Below are 15,781 nucleotides of genomic sequence, written 5' to 3'. Positions count from 1 at the left end.
CCTCCCCGAGCACCCCCGCCAGGGCAAGATCCGACGTCTCCTCATTCTCGGCGGTCTCTCCGCCTTCGGCCCGCTCTCCATCGACATGTACCTCCCCGCTCTCCCCCGGATGGCGGGTGATTTCCAGGCCTCCGACACCACCGTCCAACTGACGCTCACCGCCTTCGTCGTCGGGCTCGCGGTCGGGCAGATCATCGCTGGGCCGTTGTCGGATTCCTTCGGGCGGCGGCGGCCGTTGCTGGTCGGGCTGGGGCTGTACATCGTCGGGTCGGTCGCGGCGGCGGTGAGTCCGGGCGTTGAGCTGCTGATCGCGGCGCGGAGCATCCAGGCGCTCGGCGCGGCGGCGGGGATCGTGATCGCCCGCGCGACCGTCCGCGATCTCTACACCGGCACGGCGATGACGAAGTTCTTCTCGCTTCTCCTGCTGGTCAACGGTCTCGCGCCGATCCTTGCCCCGGTGCTCGGCGGGCAGTTGCTCACCTTCACCTCCTGGCGCGGGGTGTTCGTTGTCCTTACCGGGTTCGGTGTGCTGTTGCTCGCGGCGGTCGCGTTCGCGCTGCCGGAACCGTTGCCGGTCGAGCGGCGGCATCCGGCGCGGCTGGGCGGGGTGCTTCGGACTTATTGGCACCTGCTCACCGACCGCACGTTCCTTGGTTACGCGCTCACCGCCGGGTTGAATTTCGCCGCGTTGTTCGCGTACATCTCGGGATCGTCGTTCGCGTTGCAGGACGTTTACCGGCTGAGTCCGCAGGAATACAGCGTCGTCTTCGGGCTCAACGGGGTGGGCATCGTGCTCGCTGGGCAGCTGAACGGGTGGCTCGTCGGCCGGTTCCCCGAACGGACGCTGCTGCGCACGGGGCTGACGGTGTCGACCCTCTCCGGTCTGGCCACGCTGACGGCCGCGGTCATGCGGCTGCCGTTGCCTGCGTTGCTGATTCCGTTGCTGCTCATGGTTTCCTGCATCGGAATCATCAACCCGAACGCCAGTTCGCTCGCGCTGGCGGGGCACGCGCGCACGGCGGGGTCGGCGTCGGCGCTGCTGGGCGTGCTGCAGTTCGCGATCGGCGGGATCGCGACGCCGCTGGTTGGGCTCGGCGGGCCGGGCACGGCGGTGCCGATGACCGCGGTGATGGCCGGGTTCGGGGTGGTCGCTTGGCTGTCGTTCGCGACGCTGGCGGTCAGCCCAGATCGGCGAGATTTCCGCTCCGCAGCTGGTCGTCGGTGACCGCGATGCGTTCGTCGACCAGCTTTTGCAGCGCGTCCCCGTCGTCCCACTGGTTGACGTTCATCGCGGCCGAGACCTCGCTCTCCGGGGTCACCCAGAACGCCGTGAAGTCGTAGCTCGCGAGGTCGCCGCGCACGACGACGCGGTCTCGGTCCAAGACGGGCAGGCCGCGGTATTCGCACCCGATCGCCGGGCCGCCGCGGTCTGGGTCGTATTGGTCGGAGAAGAAGTACGGGCTGTTCAAGTACGGCTCGTTCGCACCAAAGAGGTTGGCCGCCACGTGCTCGCCTTGCGTACGCGCTGTCGCCCAGTGCTCGACGCGTACGCGGCGGCCGTAGCGCGGATGGAACTGCGAAGCGATGTCGCCGATCGCGTAAACGTCAGGTGCCGCTGTACGCAGACCTGCGTCGACATCGACACCGCCGTCGTCTGCCAGCTCGAGACCGGCGGCGTGCGCCAGTTCGACGCTCGGGGCCGCGCCGACGGCGATAAGGACAACGTCGGCGTACAGCTCTTCGCCGCTCGACAGTCGGACGCCGGTCGCTGCGGTGTCACCGGTGATCGCTGCGACACCTTCGCCGAGGCGCCACTGCACACCGTGTTCTTCGTGCAGGCGGTAGAACGCTCCGGCCACTTCGTCGCCCAACACGTTCGCGAGCGGCAGCTTCTCCGGGGCGACCACAGTCACCTCGGCACCATGCGTACGCGCGGCAGCGGCGGCTTCAGTACCAATCCAACCCGCGCCGACAATCAGGACGCGCTTCGCAGCTTCGAAGGCCGCGCGCAGCCGCAGGGAGTCGTCGAGAGTGCGAAGCGTGTAGAGGCCGGGGAGGTCGCCGCCGGGCACCTTCAGTGTCCGCGGGTGCGAGCCGGTCGCTAAGACCAGGCGGTCGTAGCGGTGTTCGTCGCCAGCGTCGTCGAGGACCAGTCGGGCACCCAGTTCAACCCGGGTTGCGGTGGTGCCGGAGAGCAGCCGGATGTCGTGCTCGCTCCAGTAGCCCTCTTCGCGCACCCAGTCGGGTTCGTCGGCGTTGCCTAGCAGTACTGCCTTCGACAGCGGCGGCAGCTCGTACGGCCGGTGCGTGTCCGTTCCCAGCAGCAGGATCTCGCCGTCGAAACCGCGTTCTCGCACTGTCGCCGCCGCGGTGGCGCCGGCCAGTCCGGCTCCGACGATGACGATTTTCCGAGGTTCCGACATGCGTCCTCCTGAGTGCCCGCGGCGTGCGGTGGCCGACGCTACTCCGGTATGCGGCTGGTCACACCCCGTGGAAAACCGGCCGGTAGGCAATTCGGGTGAACCGGCGTAAGCCGCCGCGGAGGGCGCGGTCACACCCCCGCACGAAGGACACGGGTGCTACGTGATCGGAAGGCGAGGGCCGTGACAGCGCGGGACGACAGTGCGGTGCGGAACGAGTGGACGGTCGGCTGCCGGGACCTGGCGGGCAGGCGGCGCGACGTGACGGTGTTCGTGAGCAGCGACGACAAAGTCGTCCTGGTCGCGCCGCCGGGAGAGGCGGCCGTGCTGGGGCCGCTGGAGGTCGGGCGGCTGCGCGCGGCCCTGCGCGACGCCGTGGTGGCCACCGCGACGTCGGCGCGACGCACCGGAACCGACTGACAACTACCGTTCCTACTCATGAGTAGGTAGAGTCGGCACCCGCAGACCCCGAAAGGTGCCGGCCATGACCACCTACTTCGTCACGGGCGCGACGGGCTTCCTCGGGAAGCGCCTGGTCGCCCGCTTGCTCTCGCGGCGGGACACGACCGCCGTCCACGTGCTCGTCCGCAACACCTCGCGCGACCGCCTGGCCGCGTTGGCGCGGGACTGGCCGAACGCCGACCGCCTGGTCCCCGCCGTCGGCGACCTCACCGAACCGCTGCTGGGCCTCGACCCGGCCGGCTACGACGGGGTCGACCACGTCGTCCACCTCGGCGCGGTCTACGACTTCACCGCCGACGACGCGGCGAACCAGGCCGCGAACGTCGAGGGCACCCGGAACCTGCTCGCCTTCGCCGCGGCTGCGGGCGCGGGGCTGCTGCACCACGTGTCGTCGATCGCCGTCGCGGGCGATCACGCCGGCCGCTTCACCGAAGCCGATTTCGACCTCGGACAGTCGTTCAGTTCTCCGTATCACGCCACGAAGTTCGAGGCCGAGAAGCTGGTCCGCGCGCAGTCCGACGTGCCGTTCCGCGTCTACCGGCCCTCCGCGGTCGTCGGCGATTCGCGCACCGGTGAGATGGACAAGATCGACGGTCCGTACTACTTCCTGCCCGCCATCTCGCGTCTTGCCGCGCTGCCGAAGCAGCTGCCGCTCGCCGCGCCCGATTTCGGGGCCACCAACCTCGTCCCGGTCGACTACGTCGTCGCCGCGATGGAAAACCTCATGCACCGCGAAGCGCCTTCGGGCAGTACGTATCACCTCGCTTCGCCGCGACCGCAGAAGCTGCACGAGGTCTACAACGCCTTCGCCCGCGTTGCCGGAGCGCCGCGCGTACGCACGACGGTGCCGTCCGGTCTGCTTCGCAGCACAGCGTCTCGCCTCGCGACCGCTGTCGACCGCCTGCCGACTGGACGTGCGACGCGCGCAGCAGTGTTGACCGAACTGGGAATTCCGCTCGAAGTACTCCCCCACCTGAACATGGAGGTGGAGTTCGACACCGCGCGCACCACTTCGGAGCTGTACGGCAGCGGCGTCCACCTTCCCGAGCTTCGCGACTACGCAGAACCGCTCTACCGCTACTGGCGCGCGCATCTCGATCCGGACCACGCTCGCCGCCCAGGGCTTGAAGGACGCGTTGTCCTCATTACCGGTGCGTCGTCGGGCATTGGCCGCGCGAGCGCGCTCGCTGTCGCGCGACGCGGTGCGAAGGTGCTTCTCATCGCGCGCCGTGCCGAAGAACTCGAAGACGTGCGTAGCGAGATTACCGCAGCAGGCGGCGAAGCAGCGACGTACCCGTGCGACCTCACTGACGGCGACGCGGTTGACGGTCTCGTGAAGGCGGTCCTCGCCGACCACGGCGCAGTGGACGTCTTGGTGAACAACGCCGGACGCTCCATCCGACGCTCGGTGCAGCTGTCGACGGAACGGTTCCACGACTACGAACGCACCATGGCCATCAACTACTTCGGTCCGGTACGGCTGATCCTCGGCCTGCTGCCGTCGATGACCGAACGCCGGTTCGGCCACATCGTGAACGTCACCACGCAGGGCCTGCAGACCGACACCCCGCGGTTTTCCGCTTACCTGGCTTCAAAAGCCGCGCTCGAGGAGTTCAGCCTGACCGCCGGGCGCGAGACGCTGTCCGACGGCGTCACGTTCTCCTCGGTCCGGATGCCGTTGGTGCGCACGGACATGATCGCGCCGACCGGGTCGTACCGCGGGCTGCCCGCGAGTTCGCCGGAACGCGCCGCGGCGCTGGTGGTGAAGGCGATCGAACGGCGGCCGCAGATCCTGAGCCTCCCCGAGGGCCGGGCCGCGGAACTGGCCTCGCTGGCAGCGCCGGACCTCGCGCGGTTCGCGGCGCACCTCGTCTACCGGGTGATGCCGGAATCCGCGCCGGAAGCCAAAAAGCTGCCCCGCCAGCCCGCTTCGGCAAAGGTCGCGGCGACGCTGACGCGGCTGGTCTGGCGACGAAAGGCCTAAGGACGTCGTGAGTGTTCAGCACGGTGAGAACCGAACGACACTCACGAGTCCACCAGCAGGTCGTCCGGCGATCCGCTGGCCAGCCCGGCCAGCACGTCCAACGCACTCGCCAACGTCTCCTCCGAGGGCGCGGACACCGCGATCCGCACCGCGTTCGGCGCGTGCCCAGGCACTACCGAAAACGCCGCCGCCGGGGACAACGCGATTCCCCGGCGAGCAGCGGCGGCCACGAAGGTCTCGGCCCGCCACTGGTCCGGCAGCACCCACCACCGGTGGTAGGCCGAGGCGTCGCCGTACACCTGGAAACCCGCCAGCCGCTCCGCGACAATCCGGGCCCGCACCCCGGCGTCCGCGCGTTTCGCCGCTTCGACCTCCGCGAGCACGCCGCCGGTGATCCACCGCCGCGCCGCCTCCACCGAGAACCGCGACGCCGACCAGCCGCCGGACCGGATCGCGCTCGCCAGCCGCGCGACCCACGGCGGCGGTGCCACGAGGAACCCGGCGGTGAGCCCGGGCGCGACGCGTTTCGACAGGCTGTCCACGAACACCGTCCGCTCCGGCATCAGCGCGGCGAGCGGTTCGGTGTCCGGACGGAGGAACGTGTAGATGCCGTCCTCGATCACCGGCAGGTCCAGCCTGCGGACGGTCTCGGCCAGTTCGGCGCGGCGCCGCGGCGGCATCGTGGTGCCGAGCGGGTTGTGCAGGGTCGGCTGGACGTACAGCGCCCGCACCGGAGCGCTCGCCGCGAGCGCGGCCGGGACCAGGCCGTGCGCGTCGGTTTCGATCGGCACCAGCTCGATGCCGAGCCGGGTCGCCGCGGCCTTGACCACCGGATAGGTCAGGGATTCGACCGCCAGCCGCTCGCCGGTCGGCACGAACGCCGCGAGCGCTGCGGCGATGCCCTGCCGTCCGTTTCCCGCGACCAGCACCTGGTCCGGATCCGGCTGCCAAGTACCCCGGGCGAGCATCGAGACTGCCGCCTCGCGGACCGCCTTCGTGCCAGCCGCGCCGAGCGGATGCAGGGCGTCGGTGAAGACGTCCGCGCGCAAGACGGGTTCGAGCGCCTGCGCCAGTTTGGCCGATTGGGTCGGCAGCACGGCGAAGTTGAGTTCGAGATCCACGCGCGCGTCGCCGGGTTCGGACAGCGCCGGTTCCGGGCCGGGCTTCGCCGCGCGCACGAAGGTGCCCCGGCCGACCTCGCCGACCGCCAGGCCGCGGCGGACGAGTTCGCCGTACACGCGGGCCGCGGTGGAGCCGGCGATGCCGCGGTCGCGCGCGAACCGGCGCTGCGGCGGCAGCCGGTCGCCGGGCCGCAGCCGGCCGGCTTCGATGTCGGCGGCGAGTTCGTCCGCGACGACGCGGTAGTCGTCCATCCCACCCTCGCTCTGCCGGGATTCTCCCGGACGCATCATGGCACCGGCCGGTCACTGTTCGCTAATGCGACCCACGGAACTCCCCGGACGAGGGTCACTAGGTTAGCCTTACCTGTGTGGCACGGACGAGCGAAGACACCCGACTGCACGCCGAGGACCTGACGCTGGCCTACGACGGCCGCACGGTCGCCGAACGGCTCGGCGTGGTCATCCCGGACAAGTCGTTCACGGTCATCGTCGGCCCCAACGCCTGCGGCAAGACCACGCTGCTGCGCGCGCTCGCCAGGATGCTGAAGCCGCGCGCGGGCTCGGTCTACCTCGACGGCGAGGTGATCTCCAGCTACGGCGCGAAGGAGGTCGCGCGGCGGCTCGGCCTGCTGCCGCAAAGCTCGATCGCGCCGGACGGGATCACCGTGTCCGACCTCGTCGCCCGCGGCCGGTACCCGCACCAGAAACTGCTGCGCCAATGGTCCCGCGAGGACGCGACGGTGGTCGCCGATTCGATGCGCGCGACCGGCGTCGACGACCTCGCCGAGCGCATGGTCGACGAACTGTCCGGCGGGCAGCGCCAGCGCGTCTGGATGGCGATGGCGCTGGCCCAGCAGACCGACCTGCTGCTGCTCGACGAGCCGACGACGTACCTGGACATCGCGCACCAGCTCGACATCCTCGACCTCTGCGCGACCCTGCACAGCGAACAGGGCCGCACGCTGGTCGCGGTGCTGCACGACCTCAACCACGCGGCCCGGTACGCGACGCACCTGATCGCGATGCGCGACGGGAAGGTGCTGGCCACCGGGACGCCGGAGGAGGTCGTGACGGCGGAGAACGTGGAGCGGATTTTCGAGCTGCCGTGCCGGGTGATGGAGTGCCCGGAGAGCGGGAGCCCGATGGTGATCCCGAAGGTCAGCCGCCGCGCGGCGTGATTCAGCGGCGGGACATGAACGACCGCCACACGTCCGCCGGTACCGACGAACCCGTCACCTTCTTGCCCGTCGCGTCGAGCAGCTTGCGGTTGTCATCGGTGCCGAGCCACACCGCCGTCGCCAGCTGCGGTGTGTAGCCGACCGCCCAGGCGTCCTGGTTGTCGCGCGAATTGCCGCGCTCGAACTCGCCCGTGCGCAGAGCCGCCGCGCGACCGTCCGGCAACGTCGTCTGCAGAACGGACGTCAAGTCCTGCGCGACCCGCTCCGGAACGGCGGAGACCGGTTGGTTTTCGTGCTGCCACACGACTTTCCCGGACTGGTCGAGCACCTTGTCCACAAGGTGCACCGGCGCGTGCATCCCGTTGGCGGCATAGGTCGCGTACGCCCCGACGACGTCGAGCGGCCGCATCGGGTACCGGCCGACGACGATGCCCGAGCCGATCGTGGCGCCGTCGTGTTCGCGCATGGTCGGCGCGCCGTCCACCTCGTCCGGGATTCCGGCTGACCGGGCCGCCTCGCTCACCTCGTCGACGCCGATCTTCTTCGAGACCGTGATGAACGGCGTGTCCGCCCCGGACGTCAACGCGGTGCGCAAGGTGCACGGCTGCGGGCACTTCGGCGGATAGTCGAACTTCTCGCCGAGGTACTGGATCTCCCGGGGAGCAGCCACTTTCTCGTCCAGCGACATCCCGTTCTTCAAGCCGGCCGCCGCAGTGAACGGGTAGAACGCGGACCCGAGCGGATGGCCGGTTGCCGCATAATCTCGGACGCCCTGGTTGCCGCCGTCGTACGCCCGCACCGCACCGCTGGCCGGATCGACGGCCACCAGGGCACCGCGGAACTCCGCTGGTTCGCCCTTCAACCGGTCGCTCAGCGCGGCGTGCGCGGCGGTCTGCAACCCTGGGTCCAGGGTGGTCTGGACGGTCAGATTCCCTTGCTGCAACCGGGAAAGCGAGAACCCGGCGGTCTCCAGTTCAGTGAGCACCCGCTGTTTGAGGTGGTACTGGTCGTAATTCAGGCTCACCCGGGTTTCGGCAGGCGGCTTGATCTCCGCGCCGGGATAAGCCATGCCGTCGGAGTTCTTGAGATAGCCCCGCTCGACCAGCTTGTCGCGCACGTACCGCCAGCGTTTCGCCGCGTGTTCGTCGCCGGACACCGCCGGATCGTGCACCGACGGCGACTGGATCATCCCGGCCAGGAACGCGGCTTCGCTCCAGGTGATGCTGTTGTCCAGCGGGCGGCCGAAGAACGCGTTCATCGCCGCCGCCGGGCCGAAAGTGTTGCGGCCGAAGGAGATGATGTTGACGTAGCTCTCGAAGATCTGTTCCTTGCTCTGCTCCTGGGTGATCTTCGTGGCGAGCACGAGTTCCTGCATTTTCCGGGAGAGCGTCGAATCCTCGTCGCCGGTCGACTTCTTGATGTACTGCTGGGTGATCCCGGACCCGCCGCCGACGCCGGTCAGGAACGCGCGGCCGATCCCGGTCGGGTCGAAGCCGGAGTTGGCCCAGAAGGTCGGGTCTTCCGTGGCGACGATGGCGTCGCGCAGCTTCTGCGGGATCTGGTCGAACGGCACGAACCGCCGGTCGCCTTCCGGGGGCACGATACGCAGCAGCTCGCTGCCGTCGGCGTACTTCAGCGTGACGGTTTTGCCGAGCGAGGCGAGGACGTCCTGCGGACTGCGGACGTCCAGCAGCAGGTAGGCGATCCAGAACGCGATCAGCGGCACGCCGACCGCGAAGCCGGTCAGGTAGTAGGCACCCTTGCGGATGCGGCGCCACGTGCTACGGGCAACAGCGGATTGCTCACTCTCCGGGGCTGGCTCCACGAATGGAGGACGGCTGAACTAGTGACAAGGTTCTGTCGACCCGGTGAATTGATCACGAGAGGAACGCGCGAAGCAAGGACGCGGTGCCCTCGATGTGCTCGGCCATCGCCTGCCGCGCGGCGACCGGATCGCCGGCCAGGATCGCGTCGACGATCGCCTCGTGCTGCGCGTTCGAATGCTCCAGATTGGGTTCGAGCAGCGGAATCCGGTCGAGCAGCTGGTTGACCCTGGTCCGCGCGTCGGCGACCGTGCTGGTGAGCGACGCGGACGCGGTGACCTCGGCGATCGCCAGGTGCAGCCGCGAATCCTTGCGCCGGTAATCGGCGAGACTGGCCGCCGACGCTTCCGCGAGGGTGCCGGTGAGATGCTGCCGATCGGCCGGGCTCAACGTGCGCGCCGCAGCCGCCTCCGCAGCACCGGTCTCCAGGACATGCCGCAGGCACAACGCGTCTTCCAGCCCGGCCGCGTCCACCTCGCCGACCGCCCGTTCGGCAGGCTCCGGCAGTTTCTCGTTCACGAACGTGCCGCCGTACCGCCCGCGCCGCGACTCGACGTACCCGGCGTCGGCCAGCGCGCGAATCGCCTCCCGCAGCGTCACCCGGCTCACGCCGAGCCGTTCCGCCAGCTCGCGCTCGGAGGGCAACCGGTCCCCCGCGCCGACGACCCCGAGCCGAATCGCCTGCAACAGCCGCTCGACGGTCTCCTCGAAGGCGTTCCCGGCACGCACCGGCCGGAACAGGGCCGCGTTCGCGCTCACCACCGAGGTCGACTCCACCTGTCCGATTCTATGCTGCCTGATTGCAGAGAAGTCTTTGCAAAGAGTTCTCTGCGGTCTACAGTACGGAGCATGCCCGACGAACGTCGCGCTCGCCAGATCGACGCCCGCACCCTGCGCGCGCTGGCGCATCCGCTGCGCATGGAACTGCTCGACTTGCTGACCGTCGACGGGCCGGCCACCGCGACCGGGCTCGGCAAGCGCGTCGGCGAAAGCTCCGGCACCACGTCGTGGCACCTGCGCCAGCTCGCGGACGCCGGGCTGGTCGAGGAAGACACCAGCCGCGGCTCGAAGCGCGAACGCTGGTGGAAGGCGGCGCAGGAATCGACCCGGATGCGCGCGGCCGACTTCGTCGACGACCCGGAGATGGCCGGGCCGCTCATGGCTTTCCTGCACCAGCACGTGGACATCCGCTACCGCGAACAAGCGCAGTTCGTCTCGGAACTGCCGCGCTGGGCGGACGAATGGCGGGACAGCGCGACGCTGAGCAGCACCCGGATGCCGCTCACCCCGGGCGAATCCCAGCGGCTGATCGAAGAAATCGAAGCGGTGATCGAACGCTACCGCCGTCCGGCCCGGCCCGGCGACGAAACGGTGATCACGCAGTGGGCGGCGTTCCCGCACGCGACCGTCGCATCCGAAGACCAGGGGGAATCCTGATGCACCCGTTCCTGTCCGAATTCGCCGCCGACCGCCAGGGCGAACTCCTCGCCGCCGCCGTCCGCCTCCCGCCCCGAACGCCTGCCCGGCAACGGTTCGGCTGGTGGCTGATGGAACTAGGCCTTCGCCTCGCCACCCCGAAACGCCGTGAAGGACTCCTCGAAGGAATCTGATTCCCGCAAGGAGCCCTTCACGGAACGAAAATCAGCACTCGATGACGTTCACGGCCAACCCGCCGCGTGCGGTCTCCTTGTACTTCACCGACATGTCCGCGCCGGTCTCGCGCATGGTCTTGATCGCCTTGTCCAGCGTCACCACGTGGCTTCCGTCGCCGCGCATCGCCATGCGCGCGGCGTGGATCGCCTTGGACGCGCCGACTGCGTTGCGTTCGATGCACGGGATCTGCACCAGCCCGCCCACCGGGTCGCACGTCAATCCGAGGTGATGCTCCACCCCGATTTCCGCCGCGTTCTCGACCTGGGCGGGCGAACCGCCCAGCACCTCGGTCAACCCGGCAGCTGCCATCGCCGAAGCCGAGCCGACCTCGCCCTGGCAGCCGACCTCGGCGCCCGAGATCGAGCCGGTCTGCTTGAGGATCGAGCCGATCGCGCCCGCGGTGAGCAGGAAGGTGACGATGCCGTCGTCCGAAGACCCGCGCACAAACCGTTGGTAGTAATGCAAAACCGCCGGAATGATCCCGGCCGCGCCATTGGTCGGAGCGGTGACGACGCGTCCGCCCGCGGCGTTTTCCTCGTTGACCGCGAGGGCGTACAGGCTGACCCAGTCCATCGCGTACAACGGATCGTCCGCGCCGTCTTCGGCGAGCAGCTTGTCGTGCAACGACTTGGCCCGCCGAGGAACCTTCAGACCGCCCGGCAGCACGCCCTCGTGCGTGTACCCGTTGCGCACGCACTCGGCCATCACCTGCCAGATCTGCAGCAGCCCAGCCCGGATTTTCTCGCGGCTGCGCCAGGAAAGCTCGTTCTGCAGCATGATCTCGCTGACCGGAAGCCCGGTGTCCGAGCAATGCTTCAGCAGGTCCGCCCCGGTGCGGAACGGGTACGGGACCGGCGTGGAGTCCTCCACGAACACCGTGTCGGTCTCGTATGACTCGTCCCGCACGAAGCCGCCGCCGACCGAGTAGTACGTGCGTTCCCGCACCAGCGAACCGTCTGCGGCGAACGCGCGGAACACCATCCCGTTGGGATGCGCGGGCAGCGACTTCCGCCGGTGCATCGTCAGGTCGGTGTCCTCGACGAACGCGACCTCGTGCGTTCCGCCGACCGCCAGCCGCCCGGATTCCCGGATCGCCGCCACCTTGGCGGGCACGGTGTCGGTGTCGATTTCCTCCGGACGCTCCCCGGAAAGCCCGAGCAGCACCGCCTTGTCGCTGCCGTGCCCGAACCCGGTCGCGCCGAGGGAGCCGAACAATTCGGCCTGCACTCGCGCGACCGTCTCGAGCACGCCGTCCTCGACCAGACCGTCCACAAAGGTCTTGGCCGCGCGCATCGGGCCGACCGTGTGCGAACTCGACGGCCCGATGCCGATCGAAAACAGGTCGAAGACGCTGATCGCCATTGATCCGCCCCTTCTCTTAGTTCCTCGCCAGCACGCTGCTGGCTTCTTGCGCCGCCGGTCCTTCGGCGGTCAGGTGGGCGAGGTTCTCCGGCAGTTCCTCGCCGCGGTGCGCCTTGGTCTGGGCGTAGAGCCGTCCGGCGCGGTACGACGACCGCACCAGCGGTCCCGCCATCACGCCCGGGAACCCGATGGCCTCAGCGGTCTTCGCGTGCTCGACGAATTCCTCCGGCTTGACCCAGCGGTCGACCGGGTGGTGCCGCGGGGAAGGCCGCAGGTACTGGGTGATCGTGATGATCTCGCAGCCCGCGTCGAAGAGGTCCTGCAACGCGACGCTGACCTCGTCCGGGGTCTCCCCCATGCCGAGGATCAGGTTCGACTTCGTCACCAAACCAGCCGCACGAGCCTGCGTGATCACATCCAACGACCGCGCATAACGGAAACCGGGACGGATCCGCTTGAAGATCCGCGGCACCGTCTCCACGTTGTGCGCCAAAACCTCCGGCCGCGACCCAAACACCTCAGCCAACTGATCCGGCTCCGCATTGAAGTCCGGGATCAACAACTCCACACCGGTACCGGGGTTCAACGCGTGGATCTGACGCACCGTCTCCGCGTACAGCCAGGCCCCGCCGTCCTCGAGATCGTCACGAGCCACGCCGGTGATCGTCGAGTACCGCAGCCCCATGGCCTGCACCGACTCCGCGACCTTCCGCGGCTCCGTCCGGTCCAGCGCAGCGGGCTTGCCCGTGTCGATCTGACAGAAGTCACAACGCCGGGTGCACTGGTCCCCGCCGATCAGGAACGTGGCCTCGCGGTCCTCCCAGCATTCGTAAATGTTGGGACAACCCGCCTCTTCGCACACCGTGTGGAGGCCTTCGCGGCGCACGAGCCCCTTGAGTTCGGTGAACTCCGGACCCATCCGCACCCGCGTCTTGATCCACGACGGCTTCTTCTCGATCGGCGTCTCGCTGTTGCGCACCTCAAGCCGCAACAACTTCCGCCCCTCGGGCTGCGCGCTCATCGGCTCAGGTCCGCGTACAGCGGGTGCTTCTTCGCCAGCAGCTCGACCCGGGTGCGCAGCGCCTGCTGCGCGGCCTCGTCGAAGTCCGGTTTGAGCGTCTCGGCGATGATGTCGGCGACCTCGGTGAAGTCGTCGGCGCCGAAACCGCGGGTGGCCAGCGCCGGGGTGCCGATCCGCAGGCCCGAGGTGACCATCGGGGGACGCGGGTCGAACGGCACCGCGTTGCGGTTGACGGTGATCCCGACCGAGTGCAGCCGGTCCTCCGCCTCCTGGCCGTTGAGCTGGGAGTTCACCAGGTCGACGAGGACCAGGTGCACGTCGGTGCCGCCGGTGAGGACGCGGACGCCCGCCTCGGCGCAGTCGGTGCGCGACAGCCGGTCGGCGAGGATCTTCGCGCCTTCCAGGGTGCGCTCCTGGCGCTCGCGGAACCCGTCGGTCGCGGCGATCTTCAGCGCCACCGCCTTGGCCGCGATCACGTGCTCCAGCGGACCGCCCTGCTGACCGGGGAACACCGCCGAGTTGATCTTCTTCGCCAGCTCCTGACGGGAGAGGATCAGGCCGCCGCGCGGACCGCCGAGGGTCTTGTGCGTGGTGGTCGTGACGATGTCCGCGTGCGGCACCGGCGACGGGTGCAGCCCGGCGGCCACGAGGCCGGCGAAGTGCGCCATGTCGACCATCAGCTTGGCGTCGACCAGGTCGGCGATCCGGCGGAACTCGGCGAAGTCGAGCTGGCGCGGGTAGGCCGACCAGCCGGCGACGATCAGCTTCGGCTTGTGCTCGACCGCCAGCCGCTCGATCTCGGCGACGTCGACGATCCCGGTCTCCTTGTCGACGTGGTAGGCGACCACGTTGTACAGCTTGCCGGAGAAGTTGATCTTCATCCCGTGCGTCAGGTGGCCGCCGTGCGCGAGGTCGAGGCCGAGGATCGTGTCGCCCGGCTTCAGCACCGCGAACATCGCCGCCGCGTTGGCCTGCGCGCCCGAGTGCGGCTGCACGTTCGCGTGCTCCGCGCCGAACAGCGCCTTGGCCCGGTCGATCGCGAGCTGCTCGACGACGTCGACGTGCTCGCAGCCGCCGTAGTAGCGGCGGCCCGGGTAGCCCTCGGCGTACTTGTTCGTCAGCACCGAGCCCTGCGCCTCGAGCACGCCGACCGGCGCGAAGTTCTCCGAGGCGATCATCTCGAGCGTCGACTGCTGGCGGTCCAGCTCCGCGGCCACCGCGGCGGCGACCTCGGGGTCCACCTCGGACAGGGGGGCGTCGAACGGGGCGGTCATCAGTTCTCCTGGGTCAGCTCGGCGTACGCGGACGCGTCGAGCAGCTCCGGGACGTCGCCCGAGAGCCGCACCTGCAGCAGCCATCCTTCGGTGTAGGGGTCGGAGTTGATGACCTCGGGGGTGTCCGATGTGGCCTCGTTCACCGCCACCACCTCGCCGCTGACCGGCGAGTACAGCTCGCTGACCGACTTGGTCGACTCGACCTCGCCGAACACCTCGCCCGCGGTGACGGTGTCGCCGACGCCGGGCAGCTGCACGAACACGATGTCGCCGAGCGAGCCGGCCGCGAACGCGGTGATGCCCACCGTCGCGACGCCGTCGTTGACCGACAGCCACTCGTGTTCCTTGGTGTAGGACAGGTTCTGGGGAATGCTCACGGTGCTAGGGCCTCTCAGGCTCGGGAGTAGAAGGGCAGGGCGACGACCTCGACCGGCTCGACGCGGCCCCGGATGTCGACGGACAGCGCGGTGCCGGGCTCGGCGTGCTCCCGGTCTACATACGCCATAGCGATCGGGTAGCCCAGCGTCGGCGACAGCGCGCCGCTGGTGATCTCCCCGATAGTGGCATCGCCGGACAGCACGGCGTACCCGTGCCGCGGGGCGCGGCGGCCGGTGCCGCGCAGGCCGACCCGCACGCGCGGGACGTCGGCCTTCTTCAGCTCCTCCAGGGCCGCGCGGCCCACGAAGTCGCCCGGCTTCTCGAACTTCACGACCCGGCCGAGACCGGCGGCGAACGGGTTCAGCTCGCGGCTGAGTTCGTTGCCGTACAACGGCATCCCGGCTTCCAGCCGCAGCGTGTCGCGGCAGGCGAGCCCGCACGGGACCAGGCCGTGCTCCTGCCCCGCCTCGGTCAGCAGCTGCCACAGCGCCGGAGCCTGCGCCGCGGGCACGAACAGCTCGAAGCCGTCCTCGCCGGTGTAGCCGGTGCGGGCCAGCAGCACGTCGATGCCCTTCACGACGGCGGGCACGCTCGCGTAGTACTTCAGCGACGCGAGGTCGGCGTCGGTCACCGCGGCGAGCACGTCGACCGCCTTCGGGCCCTGTACCGCGATCAGCGCGGTGTCCGCGGACCGGTTCTCCACCACCGCGTCGAACCCGGCGACCCGCTCGGCCAGCGCGTCCGCGACCACGGCGGCGTTGCCCGCGTTGGCCACGACCAGGTACTCCTCGTCGGCGAGCCGGTAGACGACCAGGTCGTCCAGCACGCCGCCGTCGGCGTCGCAGATCATCGTGTAGCGGGCGCGGCCCGGCTTCACGCCGGTCAGGTTGCCGACCAGCGCGTAGTCGAGCACGTCAGCCGCCTGCGCGCCGCGGACGTGGATCTCGGCCATGTGCGACAGGTCGAACAGCCCGGCCGCCTCGCGCACGGCCTTGTGCTCGGCCAGTTCGCTGGCGTAGCGCACCGGCATCGACCAGCCGGCGAAATCGGTGAACAGCGCCCCGAGGTCCTGGTGGACCTGGTGCAGGGGGGTTTCCGTCACAGG

15 protein-coding genes are annotated in these 15,781 nt (G+C 69.5%); 6 read left to right on the top strand and 9 right to left on the bottom strand.

Annotated features, from left to right (window positions below; genetic code table 11):
* Window positions 1-28 precede the first annotated feature (28 nt).
* Complete coding sequence (locus WA670_RS33540) at window positions 29-1,225, top strand: Bcr/CflA family multidrug efflux MFS transporter (RefSeq protein WP_336160365.1); 1,197 nt, start codon at window positions 29-31, stop codon at window positions 1,223-1,225.
* On the opposite strand, the gene WA670_RS33535 is transcribed toward WA670_RS33540, so the two are convergent.
* Entirely contained in the window at window positions 1,179-2,423 is a 1,245-nt protein-coding gene (locus WA670_RS33535) for an NAD(P)/FAD-dependent oxidoreductase (protein WP_336160235.1), read from the bottom strand. The genes WA670_RS33540 and WA670_RS33535 overlap by 47 nt on opposite strands.
* Window positions 2,424-2,603: 180 nt before the next feature.
* On the opposite strand from WA670_RS33535, the gene WA670_RS33530 reads away from it, so the two are divergent.
* Both WA670_RS33530 and WA670_RS33525 read left to right on the top strand, forming a co-directional pair.
* The gene (locus tag WA670_RS33530) at window positions 2,604-2,840 is read left to right on the top strand and encodes a hypothetical protein (RefSeq protein WP_037810157.1); all 237 of its coding nucleotides are present in this window, start codon (window positions 2,604-2,606) and stop codon (window positions 2,838-2,840) included.
* Window positions 2,841-2,904: 64 nt separating this feature from the next.
* Window positions 2,905-4,866, top strand: a complete 1,962-nt coding sequence (locus WA670_RS33525; RefSeq protein WP_134665481.1) for an SDR family oxidoreductase — start codon at window positions 2,905-2,907, stop codon at window positions 4,864-4,866.
* A 41-nt stretch (window positions 4,867-4,907) separates the two neighbouring features.
* Here the strand turns inward: WA670_RS33525 and WA670_RS33520 are convergent, their stop codons facing one another.
* The gene (locus WA670_RS33520) at window positions 4,908-6,239 is read right to left on the bottom strand and encodes an aminotransferase-like domain-containing protein (RefSeq protein WP_336160231.1); all 1,332 of its coding nucleotides are present in this window, start codon (window positions 6,237-6,239) and stop codon (window positions 4,908-4,910) included.
* A 116-nt stretch (window positions 6,240-6,355) separates the two neighbouring features.
* Between WA670_RS33520 and WA670_RS33515 the strand changes: the two genes are divergently transcribed.
* Window positions 6,356-7,165: an ABC transporter ATP-binding protein gene (locus WA670_RS33515; RefSeq protein WP_037810152.1), complete on the top strand. Its 810-nt coding sequence runs from the start codon at window positions 6,356-6,358 to the stop codon at window positions 7,163-7,165.
* 1 nt (window position 7,166) lies between these two features.
* On the opposite strand, the gene WA670_RS33510 is transcribed toward WA670_RS33515, so the two are convergent.
* Together WA670_RS33510 and WA670_RS33505 are read right to left on the bottom strand one after the other, a co-directional pair.
* A complete protein-coding gene (locus WA670_RS33510; RefSeq protein ID WP_336160228.1) occupies window positions 7,167-8,990 on the bottom strand; it encodes a transglycosylase domain-containing protein in 1,824 nt (607 codons plus the stop codon).
* A gap of 52 nt (window positions 8,991-9,042) precedes the next feature.
* Window positions 9,043-9,765: a FadR/GntR family transcriptional regulator gene (locus WA670_RS33505; RefSeq protein WP_037810150.1), complete on the bottom strand. Its 723-nt coding sequence runs from the start codon at window positions 9,763-9,765 to the stop codon at window positions 9,043-9,045.
* Window positions 9,766-9,837: 72 nt separating this feature from the next.
* Between WA670_RS33505 and WA670_RS33500 the strand changes: the two genes are divergently transcribed.
* On the top strand, window positions 9,838-10,425 hold the full coding sequence (locus WA670_RS33500; RefSeq protein WP_336160226.1) for an ArsR/SmtB family transcription factor: 588 nt from the start codon (window positions 9,838-9,840) through the stop codon (window positions 10,423-10,425).
* Complete coding sequence (locus tag WA670_RS33495) at window positions 10,425-10,598, top strand: hypothetical protein (protein ID WP_336160224.1); 174 nt, start codon at window positions 10,425-10,427, stop codon at window positions 10,596-10,598. The genes WA670_RS33500 and WA670_RS33495 overlap by 1 nt, the downstream gene beginning before the upstream one ends.
* A 31-nt stretch (window positions 10,599-10,629) precedes the next feature.
* On the opposite strand, the gene WA670_RS33490 is transcribed toward WA670_RS33495, so the two are convergent.
* Genes WA670_RS33490 through gcvT form a run of 5 tightly spaced genes read right to left on the bottom strand, consistent with a single transcriptional unit; the run spans window position 10,630 to window position 15,778 of the window.
* On the bottom strand, window positions 10,630-12,003 hold the full coding sequence (locus tag WA670_RS33490; RefSeq protein ID WP_336160222.1) for an L-serine ammonia-lyase: 1,374 nt from the start codon (window positions 12,001-12,003) through the stop codon (window positions 10,630-10,632).
* 16 nt (window positions 12,004-12,019) lie between these two features.
* On the bottom strand, window positions 12,020-13,024 hold the full coding sequence (gene lipA / locus WA670_RS33485) for a lipoyl synthase (RefSeq protein WP_336160220.1): 1,005 nt from the start codon (window positions 13,022-13,024) through the stop codon (window positions 12,020-12,022).
* Entirely contained in the window at window positions 13,021-14,298 is a 1,278-nt protein-coding gene (glyA, locus tag WA670_RS33480) for a serine hydroxymethyltransferase (RefSeq protein ID WP_134727863.1), read from the bottom strand. Before glyA ends, lipA begins: the two co-directional genes overlap by 4 nt.
* Window positions 14,298-14,675, bottom strand: coding sequence for a glycine cleavage system protein GcvH (gene gcvH / locus WA670_RS33475; protein WP_037811636.1), 378 nt, complete (start codon window positions 14,673-14,675; stop codon window positions 14,298-14,300). The genes glyA and gcvH overlap by 1 nt, the downstream gene beginning before the upstream one ends.
* A 14-nt stretch (window positions 14,676-14,689) precedes the next feature.
* Entirely contained in the window at window positions 14,690-15,778 is a 1,089-nt protein-coding gene (gene gcvT / locus WA670_RS33470) for a glycine cleavage system aminomethyltransferase GcvT (RefSeq protein WP_037811638.1), read from the bottom strand.
* Window positions 15,779-15,781 lie beyond the last annotated feature (3 nt).

Source organism: Amycolatopsis sp. VC5-11 (assembly GCF_037034185.1).
In the GTDB taxonomy this organism is placed as follows: Bacteria; Actinomycetota; Actinomycetes; order Mycobacteriales; family Pseudonocardiaceae; genus Amycolatopsis; species Amycolatopsis nivea.
The sequence above is the reverse complement of the archived record's forward strand: the minus strand, read 5'-3'. Positions and strand labels throughout refer to the sequence as shown.